Consider the following 22043-nt stretch of genomic DNA (forward strand, 5'->3'; position numbering starts at 1 on the left):
AGCATTAACCACGACCGAGCTGGCGAAAACGTACAGCAGCACGGCGCCAATTAGCAGTCGGCATGGCAGCGGTTCCAGAAGAGTAAGAGCCCGCTGTTGTGATTGACTTGGTCACCATGGTCATACCAGACAATGTCACATCATCTGTGATTTCAATATGACCGGTGATACCAACCGCACCGCCAATAATGCAGCGCTTGCCAATAGTAGTGCTACCAGCGATACCCGTTTGGGCAGCGATAGCCGTACCATCACCGATACGAACGTTATGGGCCACTTGTACCAGATTATCAATAATAACGTGATTGCCAATTACCGTATCATCAATAGCACCGCGATCAATACAAGTTTGACTACCAATTCGGACATGGTCGCCAATCACTACACGCCCTAGCTGAGCAATACGCTCCCAACCCGTGACACTAGGGTTGCTGGTCGGTGCAAAGCCAAAGCCTTCAGATCCTATGCTCACCCCAGCGTGCAATCTGACATGGTTACCGATGATACAATCGTGCCCTATCATTACTTGGGACTTGATAACGCAGTCAGTGCCAATAGTAGTGTCTGCTTCGACGACCACATGAGCATCGAGGGCGCTGCGATCACTAATTTGCACCCGCTCACCGATGACGCAAAATGGCCCGATAGTCACTTGATTACCAATAATGGCACTTTCGGCTATTACTGCACTCGGATGGACGCCGCTGCCTGACTGTTGACGGGCAAATAGCTGACTGGCGCTAGCATAAGCCAAATAAGGCGTGGCAACTACTAATGCCACCGTATTTTTTGCCACTTTATCACGGTGCTCTGCAGTGGTAAGCACTGCACCTGCCTCACTATTAGAAAGGCTAGAGAGATAATGAGGGTTGGCTAAAAAACTTAACTGCTGCCGATTAGCCGTGGTTAAATTACCAATACTGTCTAAATTTAGACGGTATTGCTCAGCGCTAAGCTCAGCCTTATTAAGAACCGGCTGACGCTGCTCAATTCGAGTGATGAGTTGCTCAATCGTTATCATAGTTAGTATTAGTATTGACATGAATAAGATGGTCGCCAAGCTGAGATATCATCTTGACGACCGGCTAAATCTAACAAACGCTTCAATTACTTAAAAGGCTAAATAGTAGCTATCAAACCCTTTACACAGCAACATACTATTAGAAGGTACTTAGAAAGTATTACCAATTTGGAACTGGACTTTTTCGGTTTCATCGCCGTCTTTATCGCCGATAGGTACTGCATAACTCAGAGAAATCGGACCGATCGGCGTATACCAAGTTACGCCTAAACCAGCACTAAAGCGTAGACTGTTGTCTTGCGTTAATAGTGGTACACCGGTGTCGTTTCCAGTAGCTGGATCAATAAAGGTACGATCTTCTTTATCACTAGTGTCGAATACTTGACCGCCTTCAGCAAACAGTACTGGACGTACTTGGTCTGCCCAATCACCCTTGAATGGCATCGGTAGTATTAGCTCTGTACCAAAACTGACTAGCGCATTACCACCAATTTCTTCATCTTCATAACGTGCTATAGGGTCTATAGCATCATAGTAGCTTTGTGACTTAGGACCTAGCGTTGATGCTTCATAGCCACGTACTGAACCATAACCACCGGCATAGAAGTTTTCATAGAAGGGTAAGTCATTACCATAGCCAAGCTTAGTATAGCCGCGCGCAACCCAGTCTTTATAAAGAGGATAATAAATATTGCCACGATAAACCAGTTTTTGATAACTGGCATCACCCAGACCAATGGTCGCATCTACTGTATGGCTCATGCCTTTATTTGGAAATACGGGGCGATCTAGAGTGCTGTAATCCCAACCGAATAGCAAATTATAGCTCTGATAGTCATTTTTAAAGCCAGTACGCTCAGTGTCACTGAATTTCTCAAACGTACCGCCGTCATCAATAATCTGCTGAACGTTTGAGACACCAAGACGGCTGCCGCCACGTACAGTGGTGTTATCAACGTTTAAGCCGGCACTAACGCGTTTGGTTTCATCAACCGGATAACTATAGTTAAGTGTGGCACCATAAGCATCGGTAACATAGTTACTGACGTTTCTGTCATCGTATTTGGTCTCACGATAATAAGCACTGATACCTTGTGATACACCATTTTCTGTAAAATATGGATCGGTATAGCCCAAGCTATAAGAGTCACGCGTTTCTGAACGCGAGAGTGCGGCTTTAACTCGGTTGCCGGTACCCATAAAGTTGTTTTGGGTCAGGTCTAACTGGAAGGTGACACCGCCACTTTGTGAATAACCGGCGGCAATGGTTGAGCTACCAGAAGGCTGCTCTTCAACCGTGTAATTTACATCCACTTGATCTGGCTGATTAGGGACTGGCTTCACATCGACATTGACGCCTTTAAAGAAACCTGTGCGCATCAGGCGCGTACGTGACAGCTGAATTTTGTCACTAGAAGCCAGTGACCCTTCTAATTGACGCATTTCACGGCGCAGTACTTCATCTTGGGTTTTTAAGTTACCGGTAAAATTGATACGGCGAACATAAATAGGACGTGCAGGATCAATATAGTAATCAATATCAACTACTTTAGTCTCATCGTTGATACGCGGTACAGGTCTAATTTGCGCTAAATAATAACCTTCATTACCATAACGGCTTTTAAGAGCGGCTGTTGTGGCATCAAGTTTGGCTTGTGAGTATTTCTCATTAGGGGCAAAAGTGACCAGCTCTTTTAGCTCACTGGTTTCGAAAGTTGGCTTGCCTAAGAAATTAATTTCGCCAAACTGATATTGTTCGCCTTCGCTAAGACTGACCTCGATAAAGACACTGCTTTTATCTTCACTGATATTGAGCACTGCATTGTCTACCGAAAAACGCACATAACCATCGTTTTGATAGAGGGCTTTTAGACTTTCTAAACTGGCCGCCAGCTTTTCTTTAGCATAACGATCAGACTTAGACAACAGACGTGTCCATGAAGATTCTTTTACCGCAAAGACCTCTTTAATCTCTTTGTCACTAAAATGTTTGTTACCAATGATATTGATATCGACCACTTTAGCAGGCTTACCTTCAATAAAGCGTACATCAAGTTTTACGCGATTGCCATCAAGCAGCGTCTGATCGACTTCAATATTACTATTGTAATAACCTTGGCTGATATATTGCTGTTGTAGCTCGTTTGCCACGCCCTGTAGAGTAGCTTGCTTAAGCACATCGCCAACAGACAATCCAGCGTTGCTAAGCCCTTCCTCAAGCCCTTCTTTTGGGATGAGTTTGTTGCCTTCAAAGTTCACTTCAGCAATCGTTGGGCGTTCGACAACGTCAAAGCGCAGCTTACCACCTTCGATACGGCTTTGAATATCTGCAAAGTTTTCAGTCGCATATAACGCTTTGATACTAGCGGCAAGGCTCGCATCATTGACCGTATCACCCACCGAAATCGGTAATACCGGATAGAGACTATCAGGAGTTAGGCGTTGTAGACCATTGAAGCCAATATCAGTGACCACAAATTCTGCAGCTTGAACCGGCATACTCATCATCGCTACAACTAACGGCAACCCAGCCGCGCTCATAAATAAAGGCGTACGCATAAACACTATCCGTCAATAAAAAACTTGCTTAAGTTAAGTTAAAAAGCACATGTTGTCCAGCCTATTTCGCGTAACGTCGTTAACGTGCTCATGGCAGACTCAGGACACTTTATATAAAACGCATCATAAAATAAACTAAAAAATAAAATTAGTACAGTAGCGACGCTATAAAAGCGATGGCATATTAGCCTAATAATCAATACATGATAAGCGCACAACCGTTAGGGTATCATGCCTTACCTACTAAGCCAGCCTAATCCCAATCAAAATAGTCGACTGATATCATTACCAATTGCTAACACCATGAAACCTGCCAGCAAGAGTAAGCCAATATTCAACCCCACCATTTGTACACCTTCAGAGAGTGGCTTACCCCGTATCAGTTCGATGAGGTAGTACACAATATGACCGCCATCTAATACAGGAATAGGTAAAAGATTCAATACAGCGAGGCTTAAGCTGATCAAAGCGGCCGTAGATAATACCATTTGCCAGCTAATATCAAAGCTTTGTTTGGCAACTTTTGCAATGGTTATTGGACCTGATAAATTCTCAAGACCAATCATACCTGATAGCATCTTGCCCATCGAGCTGACGGTCATGACTGCTAATTGCTCAGTCTTCTCAAACGATTTGACTAATGACTCGCCAGGACCATAAACGACAGTGGTTTTATAGGCATCAGGAATGACAATTTCAGACTGTGCCACCATAGCACCAATCTGCCCATAATCGTTACCTAAATTGTCTTTTTTACCTTGCGGCATGATCTGTAATTGTACAGATTTACCGTCACGTAATACGGTGAAGTTAAGCAAAGTCTCAGGACTATCTCGGATAATACGGGTGGCACTGATCCAATCTTTGATTGCTTCTCCATTAATCGCAGTGATACGGTCACCAACCTTTAAGCCTTGACGACTAGCAGCGCCATCAGGCGTCAAATCACCAACGATCGGTTCAATCTGCGGCTGCCACGGTATCATACCAAAGCTCGACAAGGCATCTTTACCTTGTGCCGCGCCTTGCATAAACTCTTTAACGGGTGCTTGATAAGTTTTGGTCGAATCAGTCGAAGCATTTAAACCATTGGCTTTTGCCTCTGATTGCAAAGTGACACTCACATTATCCGTCTCGCCCATGCGCCCAGCAAGGCGATAGTTAATGCCTTCCCATGTTTGTACTTCATGACCATCAATGGCAATGATTTTATCGCCGACAGGCAGCTGTGCTATCGCAGCAGGCGTATCTGGTAATACTTGACCAATCTTGGTAGCGAGCTGCTCTGATGGGGTCATAAACAACACCCAAAACAGTACAATCGCAATGACAAAATTCATGATAGGACCAGCGGCGACAATCGCTATTTTCTTTAGTGGATGCTGACGATTAAATGCTAAATGCTGCTCTTCTTTTGCCACCTCGCCTTCACGCTCATCAAGCATCTTGACGTAACCACCGAGTGGCAAGGCTGAAATACGATAATCAATGCCGCTTTTTTTGCTAGTCCAGCCAAAGAGTTTGGGACCAAAACCGATAGAATACGTGAGCACTTTCACGCCGCAGAGTCGCGCCACAATATAGTGACCCCACTCATGTAAGGCAATGAGCGGACCTAAGACAAATATTGCCGCAAGCAGCGTTAATAAAAACGTCATGATCTTTTCTCAGTATTTTTATCAGTATCTTTTATCAATATTTTTTATAAATTGAATAATGGTGCTTGATACGCTTAGGTCATTTTTGCTACAAACTCATTGGTATGGCGACGCGCTATTTTATCAATAGCTAAAATCTCATCGATATCGGCAGTCTCATTTAATAATGGCACTTGTATCTCATTGAGTGCTTGCTCATTAAGAACAGCAATATCAGTCAAGCGAATTTTACCTTCTAAGAATGCAGCAACCGCAATCTCATTAGCAGCGTTTAATACAATCGTCGCTTGTGTACCAGCTTGCATTGCTTGACGCGCAAGATGCAAACAGGCAAATTTCTGCAAATCTGGTTTAATAAACTCTAGACCACTTAACGCAAATAAGTCTAATGGCTGCGAGCCACTATCAATACGATTGGGATAGCTGAGCGCATGAGCAATGGGCGTTTTCATATCGGGACTGCCCAGCTGCGCCAAAAAGCTACCATCGCTATATTCTACCATTGAGTGAATGATACTTTGTGGATGAATGACCACATTTATCTTATTTTCAGGTAAATCAAATAAATGACAAGCTTCAATCAGCTCAAGTCCCTTATTCATCATCGTGGCAGAGTCGACTGATATTTTTTGTCCCATCGACCAGTTTGGATGTTTGACCGCTTCTGTCACGCTAGCTTGCTGCATCTGAGCAAACGACTGCTGCAAAAATGGCCCACCAGAGGCGGTCAACCATAACTTGCGTACACCATGATCTGACTGATGAATTTGGGTATTGTCTTGTTGAATAGCAGACGGTAAACATTGGAAAATAGCATTGTGTTCTGAGTCGATGGGCAACAAGATTGCATGATGCGTTTTGACAGCGCTGATCATCACTTGCCCTGCCATCACTAGCGCTTCTTTATTCGCCAGTAAAATACGCTTGCCTGCACGGGCTGCTGCTAATGTAGAAGGCAGTCCTGCAGCACCCACGATAGCCGCGACGACGGTATCGGTTTGCGAGTCAGTAGCAATATCTATCAACCCTGCTGCGCCGCCTACCACCTCAATATTCAGACCTGCCGCACTGAGACGCTGGGCGAAGTCATCGACTGCTGCTGTCGGTACGCTGACACGCTTGGGCAAGAACTGTTTACAGAGCGCAAATAGTTTATCTAAACGATGGTAGCCTGATAAGGCATAAACGTCGTAATGCTGTGGTTGCGCCGCCAAGATTGCTAACGTGCTATCACCAATCGAGCCTGTCGCGCCTAGTACGGCGATGCGTTGGGTCATAACCATCGGTGCCTATAAATAATACGGTGGAAAATTAAATAAGAAATCAAGAAAACACTTGATAAATGAGACTAAAAATCAGCTCAGCTTACCTACTATAAAATAAGCATACGCTTCAATCTTAAACCACTATTAACCCTAACTGCTGTATTGCCCAAAAACCAAGCGCAAATATCGGGGTAGCAGACAACAGCGAATCGATACGGTCAAGTACACCACCATGTCCAGGTAATATCGTTCCTGAATCTTTAACATCAGCACGGCGCTTGAGCATCGACTCAAATAAATCGCCCAGTACTGAGGCCAAAATCGTCAGCGCTGATAATGTCACAAATGCGATTAAAGGTAGGCCAGTCAGTTGCAGCTTAAACACACTAATCACAATAACAACTAGCAAACCAGTAACTAAGCCGCCCGCCAGCCCTTCCATACTTTTATTAGGTGAGACATTCGGTGCCATTTTGCGGCGACCGAGCTTGCGTCCAACAAAGTAAGCGCCACTATCGGCACACCATACCAATAAGAAGACATAGAGTAACCACCATGCTGATAACTGCCATAGGTAGAACATAGCAGTAATGGCTGCCGTTAATATCACTACACCCATCAATGCCAATTGCTTACCATACCAATTGGTCTTTGTTGGAAAAACCCTTACCCAAGAAAGCGCCATTAACCATATAACGAGAGAGGCAACCCACCAAAATAACCAAGTCACTTTAAACATAAGCGACACTAATGTCAGTACCAACACCAATAGTACAAATAGCGCAGGTTGCCGCCATTTTGGCATCAGCTTCGTCCATTCATGCGCCGCGATAATCACGCCGATGGCCAATAGCGGTGCAAATAAAATAGGACTTTGGCTCGCAAACATTGCAATACCAACGATAATAACGAGAACAATTGCCGTCTTAATTCGTTGCCACATACGTATCGAGCCTTATAATAATGAAGAACATTTGGTCAAAATACAGTATAACTGCTCACTATAATAGTCCATTGATAGCGATTAATGCTAATTAAAGCCGCCTAATGTTTCCTAAACAACGGAAAACTGAGTCTTTAATGCGCCCTAATAAAGCATTTTTAAGACAGTTATTATTTTAAAAATCCTGTTGCTCTATCACTATTTGTTCGCTAGTTTTACCAAATCGGCGTTGACGTTGGGCGAATTCTTCTATCATCGCTGCAAGCTCATTTACGGTAAAGTCTGGCCACAGTGTTTGAGTAAAAAACAATTCAGCATAAGCTGATTGCCATAGTAGGAAATTAGAGAGGCGATACTCGCCGCCAGTACGTATCAACATATCTACCGCTGGCGCATCTGCCAACTGCACATATTGACCCAGCATCTCTTTATTAATATCTTCAGCACGCAACTGCCCTTCATGCACTTGCTGTGCCAGCTGTTTGGCTGCATGAGCGATATCCCACTGACTACCATAACTGATTGCAATTACTAATGTCATGGCTTCAAAATCTGCTGTTTTTGTTTCAGCATCTACCATCAATACTTGCAAGTCATCACTAAGCTGACTACGATCACCGATAAAACGCAATCGAATGTGGTACTTCAACATCCGTGGCATTTGCTCGTTGATGGTCAAGCTGAGCAGATGCATGAGCAATGCCACCTCAGTCGGTGGCCGTTGCCAGTTTTCACTTGAAAAGGCAAATACCGTTAAAACCTCAATACCAGTACTCACACAATACTCGACAATAGGATCTAGCGCATCTTTACCAGCGACATGTCCTTGACCTTTGCCTAAATTATTGACTTTACCATAACGGTTATTACCGTCCATGATAATAGCGATGTGCCGAGGAAGAAGTGCTGGAGCTAAAGTATCTGAAATAGACATAGGCTAACTTGCTTGTTGTTGAAGTAAAATAATCATAGCGCACGCTATAGCACATAAAAACATACTACGTAAAATTCACAGATTTATCATAAACCAGCTATAAAATAAAAAAAGTGCCTGCAAGCAGGTTAACGGCAAGCATTAAAAATACCTTACCTTGCTTAATGACATCTCAGTCGTCTATAGGTCAATAAAAAGCCAATAGCAATGCAGTATTGGCTTTTTAATTAACAGCTGACTTTAAATGACTTATCTTAGATGGCTGCGTATTTATAGTATGTGCATTTTAAACGAAAACGAAAATGAACAGACGAACAACTTTTATACCGCCATTAACTCGGTTTCTTTTTTACTCAGACGGCTATCGATAGTCTCAATAAATTTGTCAGTAATTTTTTGAATATCATCACTGGCGCGGCGCTCGTCATCTTCTGATATCTCTTTTTCTTTTGCCAATTCTTTAATATCATTCATCATATCACGGCGGATATTACGGATAGAAACACGGCTGTTCTCTGCTTCTCCGCGCGCAAGCTTTTGCATATCGCGACGCGTGTCTTCTGTCAACGCTGGCATCGGTACACGAATCACATCAGCGGTCATTGGGTTCAAACCCAAATCTGCTTCGCGAATAGCTTTGTCGATCGCTTGTACCATCGTACGTTCAAACGGCTGAACAAGTAGCGTACGCGAGTCTTCGACGTTGACGCTCGCCACTTGATTCAAAGGTGTAGGCGACCCGTAGTAGCTAACCATCACACCTGACAACATACCTGGATGCGCGCGTCCTGTACGGACTTTACTAAAGGTACTCTCAAGCGCTTCTAAAGTTTTTTGCATGCGCGCTTCGCCGTCTTGCTTAATTTCATTAATCATCATGTATCCTTATTTATCGCTGCCGATAAATCATTCATTATTGTTAATTATAAAAAACTATTAAGGTATTCATTGCCAGATAAGTAATTACTGAATCTCTACTCGTCTTATTATCATGCCAACGACTGCTATCTTAATGATAAACACGTGTGCCTTCATTTTCGCCCATGATGACATTTAATAAAGCATTAGGCTTGGTCATATCAAATACTTGTAGCGGCACGTTATGCTCACGGCATAAAGCAATGGCTGTTAAATCCATAACACCCAATTTCTGCTCTAACACTTCATCAAAAGTTAAACCGTCATATTTAACCGCATCAGCATGTAAGCTTGGGTCTTTGTCATAAACACCATCAACTTTGGTCGCTTTTAAAATTAAGCCAGCTTCAATTTCGATACCGCGCAAGCAAGCAGCTGTATCAGTGGTAAAGAAAGGATTGCCGGTACCCGCAACAAAGATACAAACTTCACCGTTTTTAAGGTAGCGAATCGCATTACGGCTGCTATAGCTTTCGGTCACTTCACCAATCGGCAGTGCTGACATCAAACGCGTTTTAATATTACGGCGCTCAAGGGCATCACGCATCGCCAGACCATTCATGACAGTCGCTAGCATACCCATCTGGTCACCTGTGACGCGCCCAACCAAGCCTTCTTTTTGCAATTGAGCACCGCGATATAAGTTACCACCGCCGACCACGATACCAACTTGCACACCAAGACCACGCAGATGGGCGATAGATAAACTCATTTTATCGAGCACTTCGCTATCAATACCCATTTCTTTACCACCGGCTAAAGCTTCACCAGAGAGTTTAAGCAAGATACGAGAGTAACGCGGGTTTTTGTCAGACATGAGGTCACCTTGTTAGCATTAAATTATAATTAAAGTTATCGGTAAAATACAAATAGATTTTGGCTTTGGGCTCGTCTATAACGCCATAATCGATGGTAGGCGTGTAAAAGACTAAATTGCGCTAATTGTAGCAAAAACTGCCCACTGTTGGGCAATTTTCACGCGCCTATTGTGTTGGATGGTTAACCCTTATAACTGGCAAATAAGTCATATTCGCTGGCATCATCAATAGTGACCGTTAAGAACTGCCCTACTTTTACCGCAGCAGTAATGTCATCAACATAGACGTGTCCATCAATTTCTGGCGCGTCTGCATAGCTACGGCAAATCGCAACACCCTCTTCGCTATCAATTTCATCGACTAATACCATTAAGGTTTTACCTATTTTTTCTTGCAGTTTTTGCGCAGAGATATCTTGCTGTAACGTCATCAAACGCTCGTAACGCTCTTGCTTGATGGCTTCTGGCACATGATTAGGCAAGTCATTAGCAACCGCGCCTTCCACTTCCGAATAAGTAAAAGCACCAACGCGATCAAGACGCGCTTCAACCAACCAATCAAGCAAACATTGGAAATCTTCTTCAGTCTCACCTGGGAAGCCAACGACGAAGGTTGAGCGAATCACGATATCAGGACAAATCTCACGCCATGCGTGAATACGCGCCAAGGTGTTTTCGCTATGGGCGGGACGCTTCATGGCTTTTAAGATGCTATGACTGGCATGCTGAAAGGGAATATCAAGGTAAGGCAGCAGCTTCTTTTCACCCATTAATTGAACGACTTTATCAACATGTGGATACGGATAAACATAATGCAGACGTACCCAAATACCCAAATCGTTCAACGCTTGGCATAAGTCATAAAACTTAGACTTCAGCGGCATGCCATTCCAAAAGCTGGTTTTATATTTTAAATCTAAACCATACGCGGAAGTATCTTGCGAGATGATTAATAGTTCTTTGACGCCAGCGTTCTTCAGCGCCATGGCTTCATTCATCACGCTATCAATCGGACGCGAAACCAAATCACCGCGTAAGCTTGGAATAATACAAAAAGTACAACGATGATTACAGCCTTCTGATATTTTCAGATAAGCATAATGACTGGGCGTTAATTTGATACCCGCCTCATTAATCAAATCTATCTTAGGATTATAATCTTTATCATTACTACGGTCAGGCTTAGGCACATGCAGCGCGACTGCTCTAATCACTTCGTCATAAGCGTGCGCGCCAGTCACTGCTAATACAGCAGGATGCATTGCACGGATTTTATCTGCTTCTTTACCGAGGCAACCCGTAACGATAACTTTACCGTTTTTACTAATCGCCTCACCGATGGCATCTAGCGATTCTTGTACCGCTGATTCAATAAAGCCACAAGTATTGACCACGACCAAGTCTGCGCCTTCATAGTCGCTGGCGACTTGATAACCATCACGGCTAAGCTCAGTAATAATGCGCTCACTATCCACCAAGGCTTTTGGGCAACCTAGCGAGACAAAACCAATCTTTGGCGCTGCCGTTGTTGGACTAGAGGCTGTCGCGCTGGTGGTTGCATGTATAGTCGCATCACCACTTTGGGCAATACTACGGTTTTGATTATGATTGGCTTTATGATGGTAAGGCTCTACATTATCTGTCTTAAGCTGCTCTTGCACCATTGCTGGCTTGGCAGGATTAAAAATGGTGGCAGTGTCTTTTGGCATAGAAGCTGTTGACATAGAAGCTGGCTGTGAGGTAGTGATAGTCGTGTTAACGGACTCGGTAGAAGTTTTGGGCATGGCTGACCTTGCTAGAGATAAATTGGCTGTGCGCATTGTACGTTTTTTTTGTGATAATCACCAGTTTTGCCGCTCTATAGTGTTGATTTATGGTTAAATATTATATCGAGTATCTCGCTATCCTAGGCATCACTAATGACAGCTGATTTTGTAAGCGCAAAACCGACCCCTGACCTAGCATTTATATCACAGCATTTGTTTACGGCTATCTTATGGGTCAATGATGAGCTGTCTATTACTTGGCTAAACGCTCAAGCTGAGCAACTACTCGCTATCAGTAGTGGACGATTACTCAATCAATCTATATTGACACTGCTTGCACCCGATGAGTTAACGTTAAAAGAAAGCCCTAACATTGATAACAGCGATGGCGATGAGCAAATTCGCCCTTTAACGGAAAGATTTAATCAGGCGCAGCATTATCAACAACCCTTTATCGATCATGACCACCTCATAAACACCCCATTAAATGGTCATTCACCCCTCTCAGTCGACTATAGCGTCACGCCTGTCGTTTATCAGCAGCGAAGCTATTTTATTATCGAGATGTGGGGCAAAGATCGCCAAAGTCGTATTTCAGAGGAGCAGCGCCAGCAGCAGCAATATAGCGTTGCCCGTCATATGCTGCGCTCAGTCGCCCATGAAATTAAAAATCCGCTCGCTGGCATACGCGGCGCGGCGCAATTATTACAGCGGCAATTTATTAAATTCAGTGACACTTCTATTGTTAACAGCAAGCCTGCTACTCTTAATAGCAATTTTCCTGCTGTTATTAATAATGTAAACTCTGTTTTAAATCCTCTTTCAAACGCTAATAACGACTTGCAAAAAACTGCATCAAAACTACGTAGCTATACCGATATCATCATCTCGGAGACCGATCGCTTAACCCAACTTATCGGGCAATTCCTTGGCCCCAGTCAATTACCAAATTGGCAAACACTAAATATCCACGAGCCACTAGAGCATGTTTTGGCATTGATTATCCATCAGTATCCACGAGTGACGCTACAGCGTGATTATGACTTGTCGTTGCCTGAATTATGTGCCGATAAAGACCAGTTGATTCAAGTGTTTTTAAACCTGATTAATAACGCTTGTGAATCGATGACCGAATTTGAACAAGTACTTCAGCAGAATGCCTCTACTGAATTGAGCCACTTACCATCAAATATCACGCCATTGAGTACTAACGGTAACTATGGTAGCTATCAACCCAAACTACATATTCAAACACGAGTTGTCTTTCAGCATACGATTGGTGGACAGCAGCACAAACAAGTCCTGCAAGTCACTATCACCGATAACGGCTCAGGGATTGATCCAGCATTGATCAGACAAATATTTTTCCCCATGGTGACCAGCCGTGCTACAGGGACTGGTCTTGGCTTATCGATTGTGCAAGATATCATCAGCCGTCATCATGGTATGATTGATGTCAGCTCTAACCAATCACAAAACCCTAACTATAGTCGTCAGAATAACCATAACAATTATCATAACAATACCAATAGTCAGACGTGTTTTACACTTTACCTGCCTTTTCGTCAGCCCATAATTGATGCGTAAGTGACATTGCTATTTAACACTGCTCACTCGCAAAATGCTGAATCATAAATTGAACCAATACATTGCTCATTAGGCCTGATAAATGACTAAATATAACGACAACCATACACCTAAAAGCGATAATCAAACGTCAAACGATCAAATAATGAGTGACCAAGCTATTAATAATAAAACAATAAAAGTAACGGTCAATAATGCCACTGATGATAATACGGCGACTTTATGGTTGATCGATGACGATCCAGCACTGCGTTTGGTATTGGCGGACACTTTTGAAGATGCGGGTCTTATCGTTATCAGCTTTACCCAAGCGCAGGCAGCATGGACACGTCTCAATGATATATTGCAACAGCGAGAGTCAGCCGCGCAGTTACCTGATGTGATATTGACTGATATTCGTATGCCTCTAATGGATGGCTTGTCCTTTAGTGATTGGGTGAATCAACATTTTCCTAAGCTGCCAATTGTTATTATGACGGCACACTCAGACCTTACTTCTGCCATTAATAGCTATCAGACAGGCGCATTTGAATATCTGCCGAAGCCCTTTGATTTGGATGATGCCGTCGCAACGATTTATAAAGCGATTAATTATCAACCCAATATGGTTGTAGAAAATCATACAATTGGGTCTAATACTCATACAAAACCCGATGCCAAAACTAAGCATCAAAACCGTACTAACAAAGAAGCTGAAAATAAAGTTGAGGTTAAAACTGATACCAAAGCTAACGACAATCCCAGCGGTATCATTGGTCAATCGCAAGCGATGCAGACGGTATTTCGCGCCATTGGCAGATTGGCGCACTCGCCTATTACTGTCTTAATCACGGGTGAATCAGGTACGGGTAAAGAATTGGTCGCTGGCGCTTTGCATCAGCATTCACCGCGTCAGCAGCAGCCTTTTATTGCCCTCAATATGGCGGCAATTCCACATGATTTAATTGAGTCTGAGCTTTTTGGTCACGAAAAAGGGGCGTTTACTGGCGCGACGACGATGCGCCAAGGTCGTTTTGAGCAGGCGGATGGCGGCACGTTATTTTTGGATGAAATCGGTGATATGCCGTTTAGCACCCAAACACGGCTGCTAAGAGTACTGGCCAATGGAGAGTTTTATCGCGTGGGTGGGCAGCAGCCTGTCAAAGTAAATGTACGTATCATCGCCGCTACTCACCAAAATTTAGAAGCGCTGGTAAAACAAGGCAGATTTCGTGAGGATTTATTTTATCGGCTTAATGTCATACGTTTACCGCTGCCACCACTACGAACACGGCGCGAGGACATTCCAGCGTTAGCGACTTATTTTATGCAGCGCGCTGCTGAACAGATGAATACAGCACCAAAGCAGCTACATCCTACGGCACTAGAGATTATGCAGTTTTTTGAATGGCGCGGTAATATCCGTCAACTTGAAAATGTTTGCCTATGGTTGACGGTGATGACAACTGGCGATACGGTCATGATTGACGACTTACCACCAGAGCTGCTCGAAAATACCTCCTCTACTCTAGAGCCGCATCAAGAACAAAGCTTAGCGTCATTGCAACTTGCTCAAAACCATCAAATTCATGAAAGCCCAAGTTGGCAGCAAGCCTTGGCTGACTGGGCTGAGCAATCGCTAAAAACTGGAGAAACCGACATTTTGCAGACGGCAACACCTGAGTTTGAGCGTGTCTTAATTACGGCAGCGCTCAATCATAGTGGCGGAAAAAAGATAGCAGCAGCCAACTTGCTCGGTTGGGGGCGCAATACACTGACACGTAAGTTGCAGCAATTAGATATCTCTTCATTAGAACAACAAAGCAAATAAGAATTAAAGACGCAAAAATATCAAATGAAAATCATAGCAATATCAGCTATTTATAATAAATAGTAAAATTAATTGTTAAATAACTCAAAATAGTTGCAAATAGGGGTTGCCAAACTACTCAAACTCTATATAATAGCCAACCACTGAGACGCACTACCGAATCAGTTAACTGTCTAGATAGCATTTGAATTTAACTGCTTTTGATGATAGAGTAACGAAAATGGGGCTGTGGCGGAATTGGTAGACGCACTAGATTTAGGTTCTAGCGCCGCAAGGTGTGAGAGTTCGAGTCTCTCCAGCCCCACCATTTTCGGATAGTACATCTTAGATCAAATATCAAAACCTGCTTTTTAGCAGGTTTTTTTGTGTTTGGGGTTTATGTAAAATTCCTATTAGAGGCATAAAATGACTGGTTTAAAACGATGAATAAAGGATTTTGGCTAACGGTAGGTCTACTGGTGCTATTAGCAGCTAGTCTTTTTGGGCTTCGCAGCCTATATAAACCCGCTATTTCAGCTGACGTTTCAGCTGGTGCAGGTACAGACTCGAATACCAAGGTTATGATGAGCTTAGATAAATTTAGTGGCTTTCACCATGATGCAGAAATACTGTTAGAAAAACTAACCATTCTAAAGACAGGGATGGAAAGCGCGATTGCTACCCAAGATAGCAAACTATTAACAAGCACTATCAGCAACACTTATAGAATCATAGATAATGTGAATGTCAATCGTCTGCCAACCATTGCACCTTTTGAGGTTTGTGATGAGGCATTAAACACATTGAGCCTCTATGCTATTAGCGCCAAGACTTACTACTCTGGTACTAACAAAACGAATATAGATCAGGTTAATGAATTGAGAGATACGTTTAATATTCAGTTTGCTCAGTGTCAAAGCATCGTTAATGATAAGTCTGTTGAAGCGCTCTATCAAGACTATCAGTAGTACGCTTTACTTATTTTTCAATAATGTTAAATCCCTCAAAATCTCCTTCATATTTTGATATCGCCTTGCCATTTTCTTCGCCAATGCCTTATCAATAATACATTGATAACGACTGTATTCTGATGGCAATTTTGGTACAGGCTGTTGGCAATGCTGAGTTGCCCAATCAGTCATTAGTTCGCTACTTTCAACATTTACCTTAAATGGGCGCTTTCCCATTAATATCTCATACATCATTATTCCAAACGCATAGATATCACTTTGCAGTGTTGCACCCTGTCCTTGCCAGCGCTCAGGTGCAAGATAGGCGGGCGTACCGGCAAGATTTACCGCCATTGATTTATTAATTGACGCGGCTAAGGCAAAATCGGTCAATAATAAATTAGGCATGATGCTGCTATTATCAGCATCATTCGTCAAGAAACCATCGAGTAAAATATTACTCGGTTTAATATCATTATATAGCCAGCCCGCTTTATGTAGATTGGCTATCAGATGTGCAGTCTGCACGATGAAATGATGCTTTATTTTATCGGTTAATAATAAATGCTTTTGAGCGCTAAGCTGATTCGCCAAGCTACCGTTTGGATAATAAGGCATGACAATGATAGTCAGCTGCTGAGACTGCTCTAATATTTGAACTGTTAGGTTTTCATAAGCTAACATTAGCGGTGCGATAGCGGCATGGTTATTTTGATTTTGTGATAAAGCATTTAAAGATTTTAAAACGTCGGCTTCATGAATTAAATCAGATGCGCCTTGACTGACATCAGCACTTAACTGCCACTTAATCATCATGCAACCAAACTGCGGATGCTGAGCACGCGTTAACCCTTGATAAACGATTGATATCTTAGCGTCGATTTGGTTTTTTTGCTGACTATCTTGCTGACTAATACGCTGATGCGTTATTTCACGATACTGTAATGCTGACAGCGCTTGAGTAATGGCTGGCAATAGCAGCTGAGATTGCGCTTGTAACGCTTGTATAATAGACGGATTACTGGCACTATTTTTCATGGTACAGTGAAGCTCCTATTAAACAGCTATCGCCTAACTTAAACACAACCTTAACTGCTAGAGTCATTATGTCGCAACCATCTAATTCATCTCAGAATCCTGCTAATTATGCCCTGCCTGACCATTTATTGGATTTGCTCAGTCAATATTTGCAAGCGCAGGTCACGCCAACGATTGAGATTGATCCTACACAGTTGGCTTATCGCTGGGTCGGTGGTCACAACGGACATTTAGAGCCGCTGGTGGTCAACCTATTTTTAAGTTTAGATGACTTACATGGTATTGATACCCAAAAGTCAAAACTGGTACAAAACACGCGCCAATTCCTAAAAGGCTATCCAGCCAATCATGTCCTGATGACAGGAACACGCGGCGCTGGTAAGTCTTCATTGATTCGAGCATTGCTACAAGCCTATCATAATCAAGGTTTACGCATTATTGAAATTGCCCGTGATGATCTAAAAGTGCTGGATAAAATACGTGCAGCGATAAAGGCGCTACCAGCTGATTGTAAATGCCGCTACGTGGTGTACTGTGATGATTTGGCATTTAACGGTCAAGATGAAAGCTACCGTACGCTAAAAAGTGTCTTGGATGGTGCCCTTGATTCAGAGCAAGACAAATTATTGGTCTATGCCACTAGTAACCGCCGCCACTTATTGCCACAATTGATGAAAGACAACGTCAATATTTATAATGGTCAGACTGATGAGGTCAATCCTTACGAGACTATTGATGAGACGGTGTCGTTATCTGATCGCTTTGGCCTCTGGCTATCCTTTCATCCGATGGATCAAACGACTTATTTACAAATAGTTCACCATTACTTATCTATCCAGCAAACGCACACCATAGATGCTGCTAATGATGATAGCAATCTTGAAACACAGGACGTTGAAATAGCTAACATCGAGGTAACTAATAAAGCACTCCCTGATAATATTAGAGCAGCGGCACTACGCTGGGCAGCAGAGCGTGGTGGTCGCTCTGGTCGAGTGGCTTATCAGTTTAGCCGTTACTGGATAGGACAATCAAAGCTGGCTGCTGAAGACAGTCTTAACGTTTAATTATTTCTCATTTAGTTATTTCTCATTGTCGCGTGCAGATCCTACATACTGCACGCGGTTATTCTCTTTACCGTCTCCCAAATCAGCGGCACCATTGACCGCATATTGTGCAAAGTCTGCCGCTAGCCATAAATTACCTTTATAAGCACTCTCGGCATCTATACGGATATGCGCCATGTTTGGCGTACGGCTATTCGCATTATCAAAGCTCTGATAGCGAGCGCTAAAATGGGTCAAAATCAAATTTTTGAGTCCGACATTCTGAGCAAACTTGCCCAGCAATTGCGCACTGCTGTGCATGGGATCAAAGTCTGGGTTTTTACCCTGAATCTTAAGTAACACTTCATGAGTATAAGTGGCTTCATGCACCAATAAATCAGCATCTTTGACAACGTCGAATAGTAAATTTGGGCTGTCATTATCTCCAGCTATTACTACCCGTGTACGCTGTACATCATTATCAACGTAGTCTGCTGAAAGGATTTTACGTCCATCATCGGTCATCACATCTTCACCGTGTTGCAGCTTGCCCCACAGTGCGCTTGCTGGAATGCCATCTGCTGTCAACTTATCTTTATTAAGCGTGCGACGATTAATAGTTTGAGTAATACCAAAGCCATAAGAGGCGACTCGATGAGATAATGCCGTGATATCAATATCCAGCTGATGCTGTGAGTCCAGACAGAAACTAATCTTGCCATCTTGCTGAGACAATAAACCTTCTATCGCCATAAAGTTGATGGCAAAGGGTAAGTGTAATTCTGTGGTTAAAATAATAGCATCAAGCAGCGTAGCAATTGCTTTTGGCGCAATGAGTGTTAGCGGTGCGTGGCGGCCTGACATCGCCGCACTCGCCAGCAGCCCTGGCAGACCATAACAATGGTCGCCATGTACGTGGGTGATGCAAATCACGGCTAATTGATGTAAAGATAACTTGCTATGTAATAGCTGATGCTGGGTGCCTTCACCGCAATCAATCAATAACCACGGTCGTGACTTTTTATTTTGGCTAGCATTTTGGCTAGCATTTTGGCTGGTATGTTGGTTGTTATCCTGATCCTGCTGTCGACTCGAGCCAACCAAATATGGATTAAGACACTCAATCGCCAACGCCGTCACGTTACGCTGCTTGGTTGGCACACCTGCCGAGGTACCCAAAAAGGTTAACTTTAGCATCGACTATCTTCCTTACTTATTAATCTCACTATTTATGACAATTGACATAGCATGGTTCTTTGCCCTTCAACCATTTGCCCGCCATTAGCAGTGCACTCATTAATCATATTGGACTCATAGGATTTCCAACCGCCATAAAAGCTGGCCAGGCACAGCAAAACCACCAGTAATTTTTGTGACCATGCTTTGACAGATACCTGCTGACTCTTGGCATGTACAGCATCAATTTGTTGTTCAGCAGCACTATCTGTATGGATATTTTCGGAATTAGATTTATTAAGGTCTGTCATTACTTTATCCTAAAAAAGGTTTTGCTTAAGAATAAACAAAACCTTTTATTTTAATATTAAACTCAGTGTTTATCACTGATATGGTTAATTATATGCTAGTACTTAAAACTTAACACGACCACCTTTATCTTCTGCTCGCTTAAAGGCATCACGTTCTTCACAGCGTTTGAGCCAATTTAAGATATTGGCATATTTACTGCTATTTAAGCCTGAACCTGCATTGGCACCGACAACTGCAAGGTGCATCTGAATATCAGCGGCGCTAAATTCTGTACCAGCAAACCAATGATTATCTTGTAAATGCTGCTCCATCATCGTCAATATAGCATCCAAGCTATTGCTTATCATGCTTTTTTCGACTTGATTTCTAATGCTTTTACTCACAGGCTTGATGAGCATAGGCGACTGCTCAACCACTTTAGTAAAGACCAAACGCATGACCAATGGCGGCATCACTGACGCTTCAGCAAAGTGTAGCCAAAAAGTATAAGCTTCCCACGCAGCCTCATTGTCATCAGCTGGCTTAAATTGCTTTTCTGTATCATAGTGCTTTAATAAATACTCGATGATAAATCCTGATTCAATCAGCACACGGTCGTCTACTTCTAACATTGGTGCATGACCGAGCGGATGGATTTGCTTCAAACTGTCAGGTGCACGATACGCCTTATTGCGCTCATAACAAGTCAATTTATAATCGATGTTAAGCTCTTCTAACAGCCATAAGATGCGGAATGAGCGTGAGTTTGCTAAATGATGAAGGTGTAACATAAACAATCCTTGTAATAAGTTTTTGTAGTTCGCTATTATACTTTATAGATAGCTTTTAAACAGAAAATCCCGATTTAAGTCAATTATAACAGTGATTGATAATAATGTACTTAATTGCTGTTTTATCGCCTTGCCATATAGCCATATAGCCATATAGCCATATAGCCATATAGCCTTGTAGCTTAGTAGTTAGTAGCTTAGTAGCTTAGTAATAAAAAACAGTCATAAAAGCAGCGAGGGAAGATAATAACGAAAAGTGATGATAAACAATATTTCTTAAGTGAAGTTTAAATATTAATACCATATACAATTAACACTGATCTCAATACTTATTTTGAATCTAACGCTTCAATTTTACGAGTAATCTTATCTATTTTTTGTTGATACTTTCTGATTTTACGGAAACGACGCGCCTTTAATATACCCTCTATACGATAATTTTTTAAACGACGACGCGGTGGAAATCCGCCCACTTGCGGCTCTCGGTAGCCATGTAAATGATTGTCACGACGACGAATAAGATAGCCTTTGATACTATCAATAATCATGATACATAATGCCAAAGTAATCATGCCATACATAAATAAAGAACCACCTTCATCCAAACTTTGATTTAAGATGGTAATGGATAATACAAATAACAGCATGGGCTCTACATAGCTGAGCGCCCCAAATAGCGAAACAGGTAGCTTACTACTGGCAATCATGGTCAGCGACATGGCAAGCGCACTAAAAGCACCGAGCAGTGGCAATAAATACCAAAACTTGCTGGCTTGTGCCGCCATGCTAAAGCCGCCACTAACGTAAAGCATAATCAGTACCACAGGCGTGAGCAAGGTCAAATCTGATAACAAACCCGTAATTGGCGGTACAGCAAGCTTACGTCGTAAAAGATAATAAGGCGGATAACCCAAGCACACAAACAAAGTCACCCAAGATACGCTACCGTATTGAAATATATCATAGCCAATACCAAGCGCTGCACAGAGCGCTGCGAGCCACTGTAGTGTACTCATATCCTCATGATAAAAAAAACGTCCGACTATTATCATCACCAGCGGCAATAAAAAATAGCCCAACGTGACATCAAGACCGAAACCATTCACCGGTCCCCACATAAACAGCCAAATCTGCCCACCCAAAATCGGTGTTGGTAATATAAAGATAATCCACTCTTTTACGGACTTTAATGTTTTTAGATAATCAAAGACATGTTGCCACTGCTTGGTGAAGCTGACCAATATCACTAAGCTCAAGAGCATCATTAATATGCGCCATGAAGCTACTTGCGTACCCGATAACGGCAGCATAAATAGCCCAAATAAGAACATTAATGAGAATAAAAAACTTGATGATATCGAAGCTAAAGTTCCCTGAAAGGTTTGGTTGGTCGTAAGCATAACAACAGCCTTAATAAATAGAAAAAAACAAAAGCCTCCAACGATAACGTCAGAGGCTTTTTCTAGAACAGTGATGCAAAAACCAGATCAAAAA

The 22043-nt window shown here is 42.7% G+C and carries 18 protein-coding genes and 1 tRNA gene; 5 read left to right on the forward strand and 14 right to left on the reverse strand.

Translation table 11 applies throughout. The annotated features are described in order from the left end of the window. Nucleotides 1-4 precede the first annotated feature (4 nt). The 9 genes from lpxD to rimO all read right to left on the reverse strand — a co-directional run bounded on the left by lpxD (nt 5) and on the right by rimO (nt 11899). Nucleotides 5-1021: a UDP-3-O-(3-hydroxymyristoyl)glucosamine N-acyltransferase gene (lpxD, locus tag EPB74_RS05795; protein ID WP_274903570.1), complete on the reverse strand. Its 1017-nt coding sequence runs from the start codon at nt 1019-1021 to the stop codon at nt 5-7. Between the two features lie 150 nt (nt 1022-1171). Further along, complete coding sequence (gene bamA / locus EPB74_RS05800; RefSeq protein WP_274903292.1) at nt 1172-3580, reverse strand: outer membrane protein assembly factor BamA; 2409 nt, start codon at nt 3578-3580, stop codon at nt 1172-1174. 263 nt (nt 3581-3843) lie between these two features. Next, nucleotides 3844-5238 carry an RIP metalloprotease RseP gene (rseP, locus tag EPB74_RS05805; protein WP_274903293.1) on the reverse strand — a complete coding sequence of 465 codons (1395 nt, stop codon included), beginning with the start codon at nt 5236-5238 and terminating at the stop codon, nt 3844-3846. A gap of 74 nt (nt 5239-5312) precedes the next feature. Next, nucleotides 5313-6521 (reverse strand): 1-deoxy-D-xylulose-5-phosphate reductoisomerase, encoded by a 1209-nt coding sequence (gene ispC, locus EPB74_RS05810; protein ID WP_274903294.1) that lies wholly within the window; start codon nt 6519-6521, stop codon nt 5313-5315. A 115-nt stretch (nt 6522-6636) separates the two neighbouring features. Further along, a complete protein-coding gene (locus EPB74_RS05815) occupies nt 6637-7446 on the reverse strand; it encodes a phosphatidate cytidylyltransferase (protein WP_274903295.1) in 810 nt (269 codons plus the stop codon). A 175-nt stretch (nt 7447-7621) separates the two neighbouring features. Next, nucleotides 7622-8380, reverse strand: a complete 759-nt coding sequence (gene uppS / locus EPB74_RS05820) for a polyprenyl diphosphate synthase (RefSeq protein WP_274903296.1) — start codon at nt 8378-8380, stop codon at nt 7622-7624. A gap of 321 nt (nt 8381-8701) precedes the next feature. Beyond that, nucleotides 8702-9256 carry a ribosome recycling factor gene (gene frr, locus EPB74_RS05825; RefSeq protein ID WP_079692226.1) on the reverse strand — a complete coding sequence of 185 codons (555 nt, stop codon included), beginning with the start codon at nt 9254-9256 and terminating at the stop codon, nt 8702-8704. A gap of 133 nt (nt 9257-9389) precedes the next feature. Continuing rightward, nucleotides 9390-10115: a UMP kinase gene (gene pyrH, locus EPB74_RS05830; protein ID WP_079692227.1), complete on the reverse strand. Its 726-nt coding sequence runs from the start codon at nt 10113-10115 to the stop codon at nt 9390-9392. A gap of 182 nt (nt 10116-10297) precedes the next feature. Then, nucleotides 10298-11899: a 30S ribosomal protein S12 methylthiotransferase RimO gene (rimO, locus tag EPB74_RS05835; RefSeq protein ID WP_274903297.1), complete on the reverse strand. Its 1602-nt coding sequence runs from the start codon at nt 11897-11899 to the stop codon at nt 10298-10300. A gap of 135 nt (nt 11900-12034) precedes the next feature. Between rimO and EPB74_RS05840 the strand changes: the two genes are divergently transcribed. From EPB74_RS05840 to EPB74_RS05855, 4 genes are all read left to right on the forward strand, one after another. Beyond that, nucleotides 12035-13468: a two-component system sensor histidine kinase NtrB gene (locus EPB74_RS05840; protein ID WP_274903298.1), complete on the forward strand. Its 1434-nt coding sequence runs from the start codon at nt 12035-12037 to the stop codon at nt 13466-13468. An 82-nt stretch (nt 13469-13550) separates the two neighbouring features. Beyond that, nucleotides 13551-15278 (forward strand): sigma 54-interacting transcriptional regulator, encoded by a 1728-nt coding sequence (locus EPB74_RS05845; RefSeq protein ID WP_274903299.1) that lies wholly within the window; start codon nt 13551-13553, stop codon nt 15276-15278. A gap of 222 nt (nt 15279-15500) precedes the next feature. Then, nucleotides 15501-15585, forward strand: a tRNA-Leu gene (locus tag EPB74_RS05850). A gap of 115 nt (nt 15586-15700) precedes the next feature. After that, entirely contained in the window at nt 15701-16225 is a 525-nt protein-coding gene (locus EPB74_RS05855; RefSeq protein ID WP_274903300.1) for a hypothetical protein, read from the forward strand. A 6-nt stretch (nt 16226-16231) separates the two neighbouring features. Here the strand turns inward: EPB74_RS05855 and EPB74_RS05860 are convergent, their stop codons facing one another. Then, on the reverse strand, nt 16232-17245 hold the full coding sequence (locus EPB74_RS05860) for a serine/threonine protein kinase (RefSeq protein ID WP_274903301.1): 1014 nt from the start codon (nt 17243-17245) through the stop codon (nt 16232-16234). Between the two features lie 68 nt (nt 17246-17313). Between EPB74_RS05860 and EPB74_RS05865 the strand changes: the two genes are divergently transcribed. Continuing rightward, nucleotides 17314-18312, forward strand: coding sequence for an ATP-binding protein (locus EPB74_RS05865; protein ID WP_274903302.1), 999 nt, complete (start codon nt 17314-17316; stop codon nt 18310-18312). A 15-nt stretch (nt 18313-18327) separates the two neighbouring features. Here EPB74_RS05865 and EPB74_RS05870 read toward each other — a convergent pair whose 3' ends face one another. The 4 genes from EPB74_RS05870 to rarD all read right to left on the reverse strand — a co-directional run bounded on the left by EPB74_RS05870 (nt 18328) and on the right by rarD (nt 21949). Further along, nucleotides 18328-19488 (reverse strand): ribonuclease Z, encoded by a 1161-nt coding sequence (locus tag EPB74_RS05870; protein ID WP_274903304.1) that lies wholly within the window; start codon nt 19486-19488, stop codon nt 18328-18330. 32 nt (nt 19489-19520) lie between these two features. Next, nucleotides 19521-19778: a hypothetical protein gene (locus tag EPB74_RS05875; RefSeq protein WP_274903305.1), complete on the reverse strand. Its 258-nt coding sequence runs from the start codon at nt 19776-19778 to the stop codon at nt 19521-19523. 102 nt (nt 19779-19880) lie between these two features. Continuing rightward, nucleotides 19881-20549 (reverse strand): glutathione S-transferase, encoded by a 669-nt coding sequence (locus EPB74_RS05880; protein WP_079692235.1) that lies wholly within the window; start codon nt 20547-20549, stop codon nt 19881-19883. 329 nt (nt 20550-20878) lie between these two features. Beyond that, nucleotides 20879-21949, reverse strand: coding sequence for an EamA family transporter RarD (gene rarD, locus EPB74_RS05885; protein WP_274903306.1), 1071 nt, complete (start codon nt 21947-21949; stop codon nt 20879-20881). Between the last annotated feature and the right edge of the window lie 94 nt (nt 21950-22043).

It is taken from the genome of Psychrobacter sp. DAB_AL62B, assembly GCF_028895345.1.
GTDB lineage: Bacteria > Pseudomonadota > Gammaproteobacteria > Pseudomonadales > Moraxellaceae > Psychrobacter.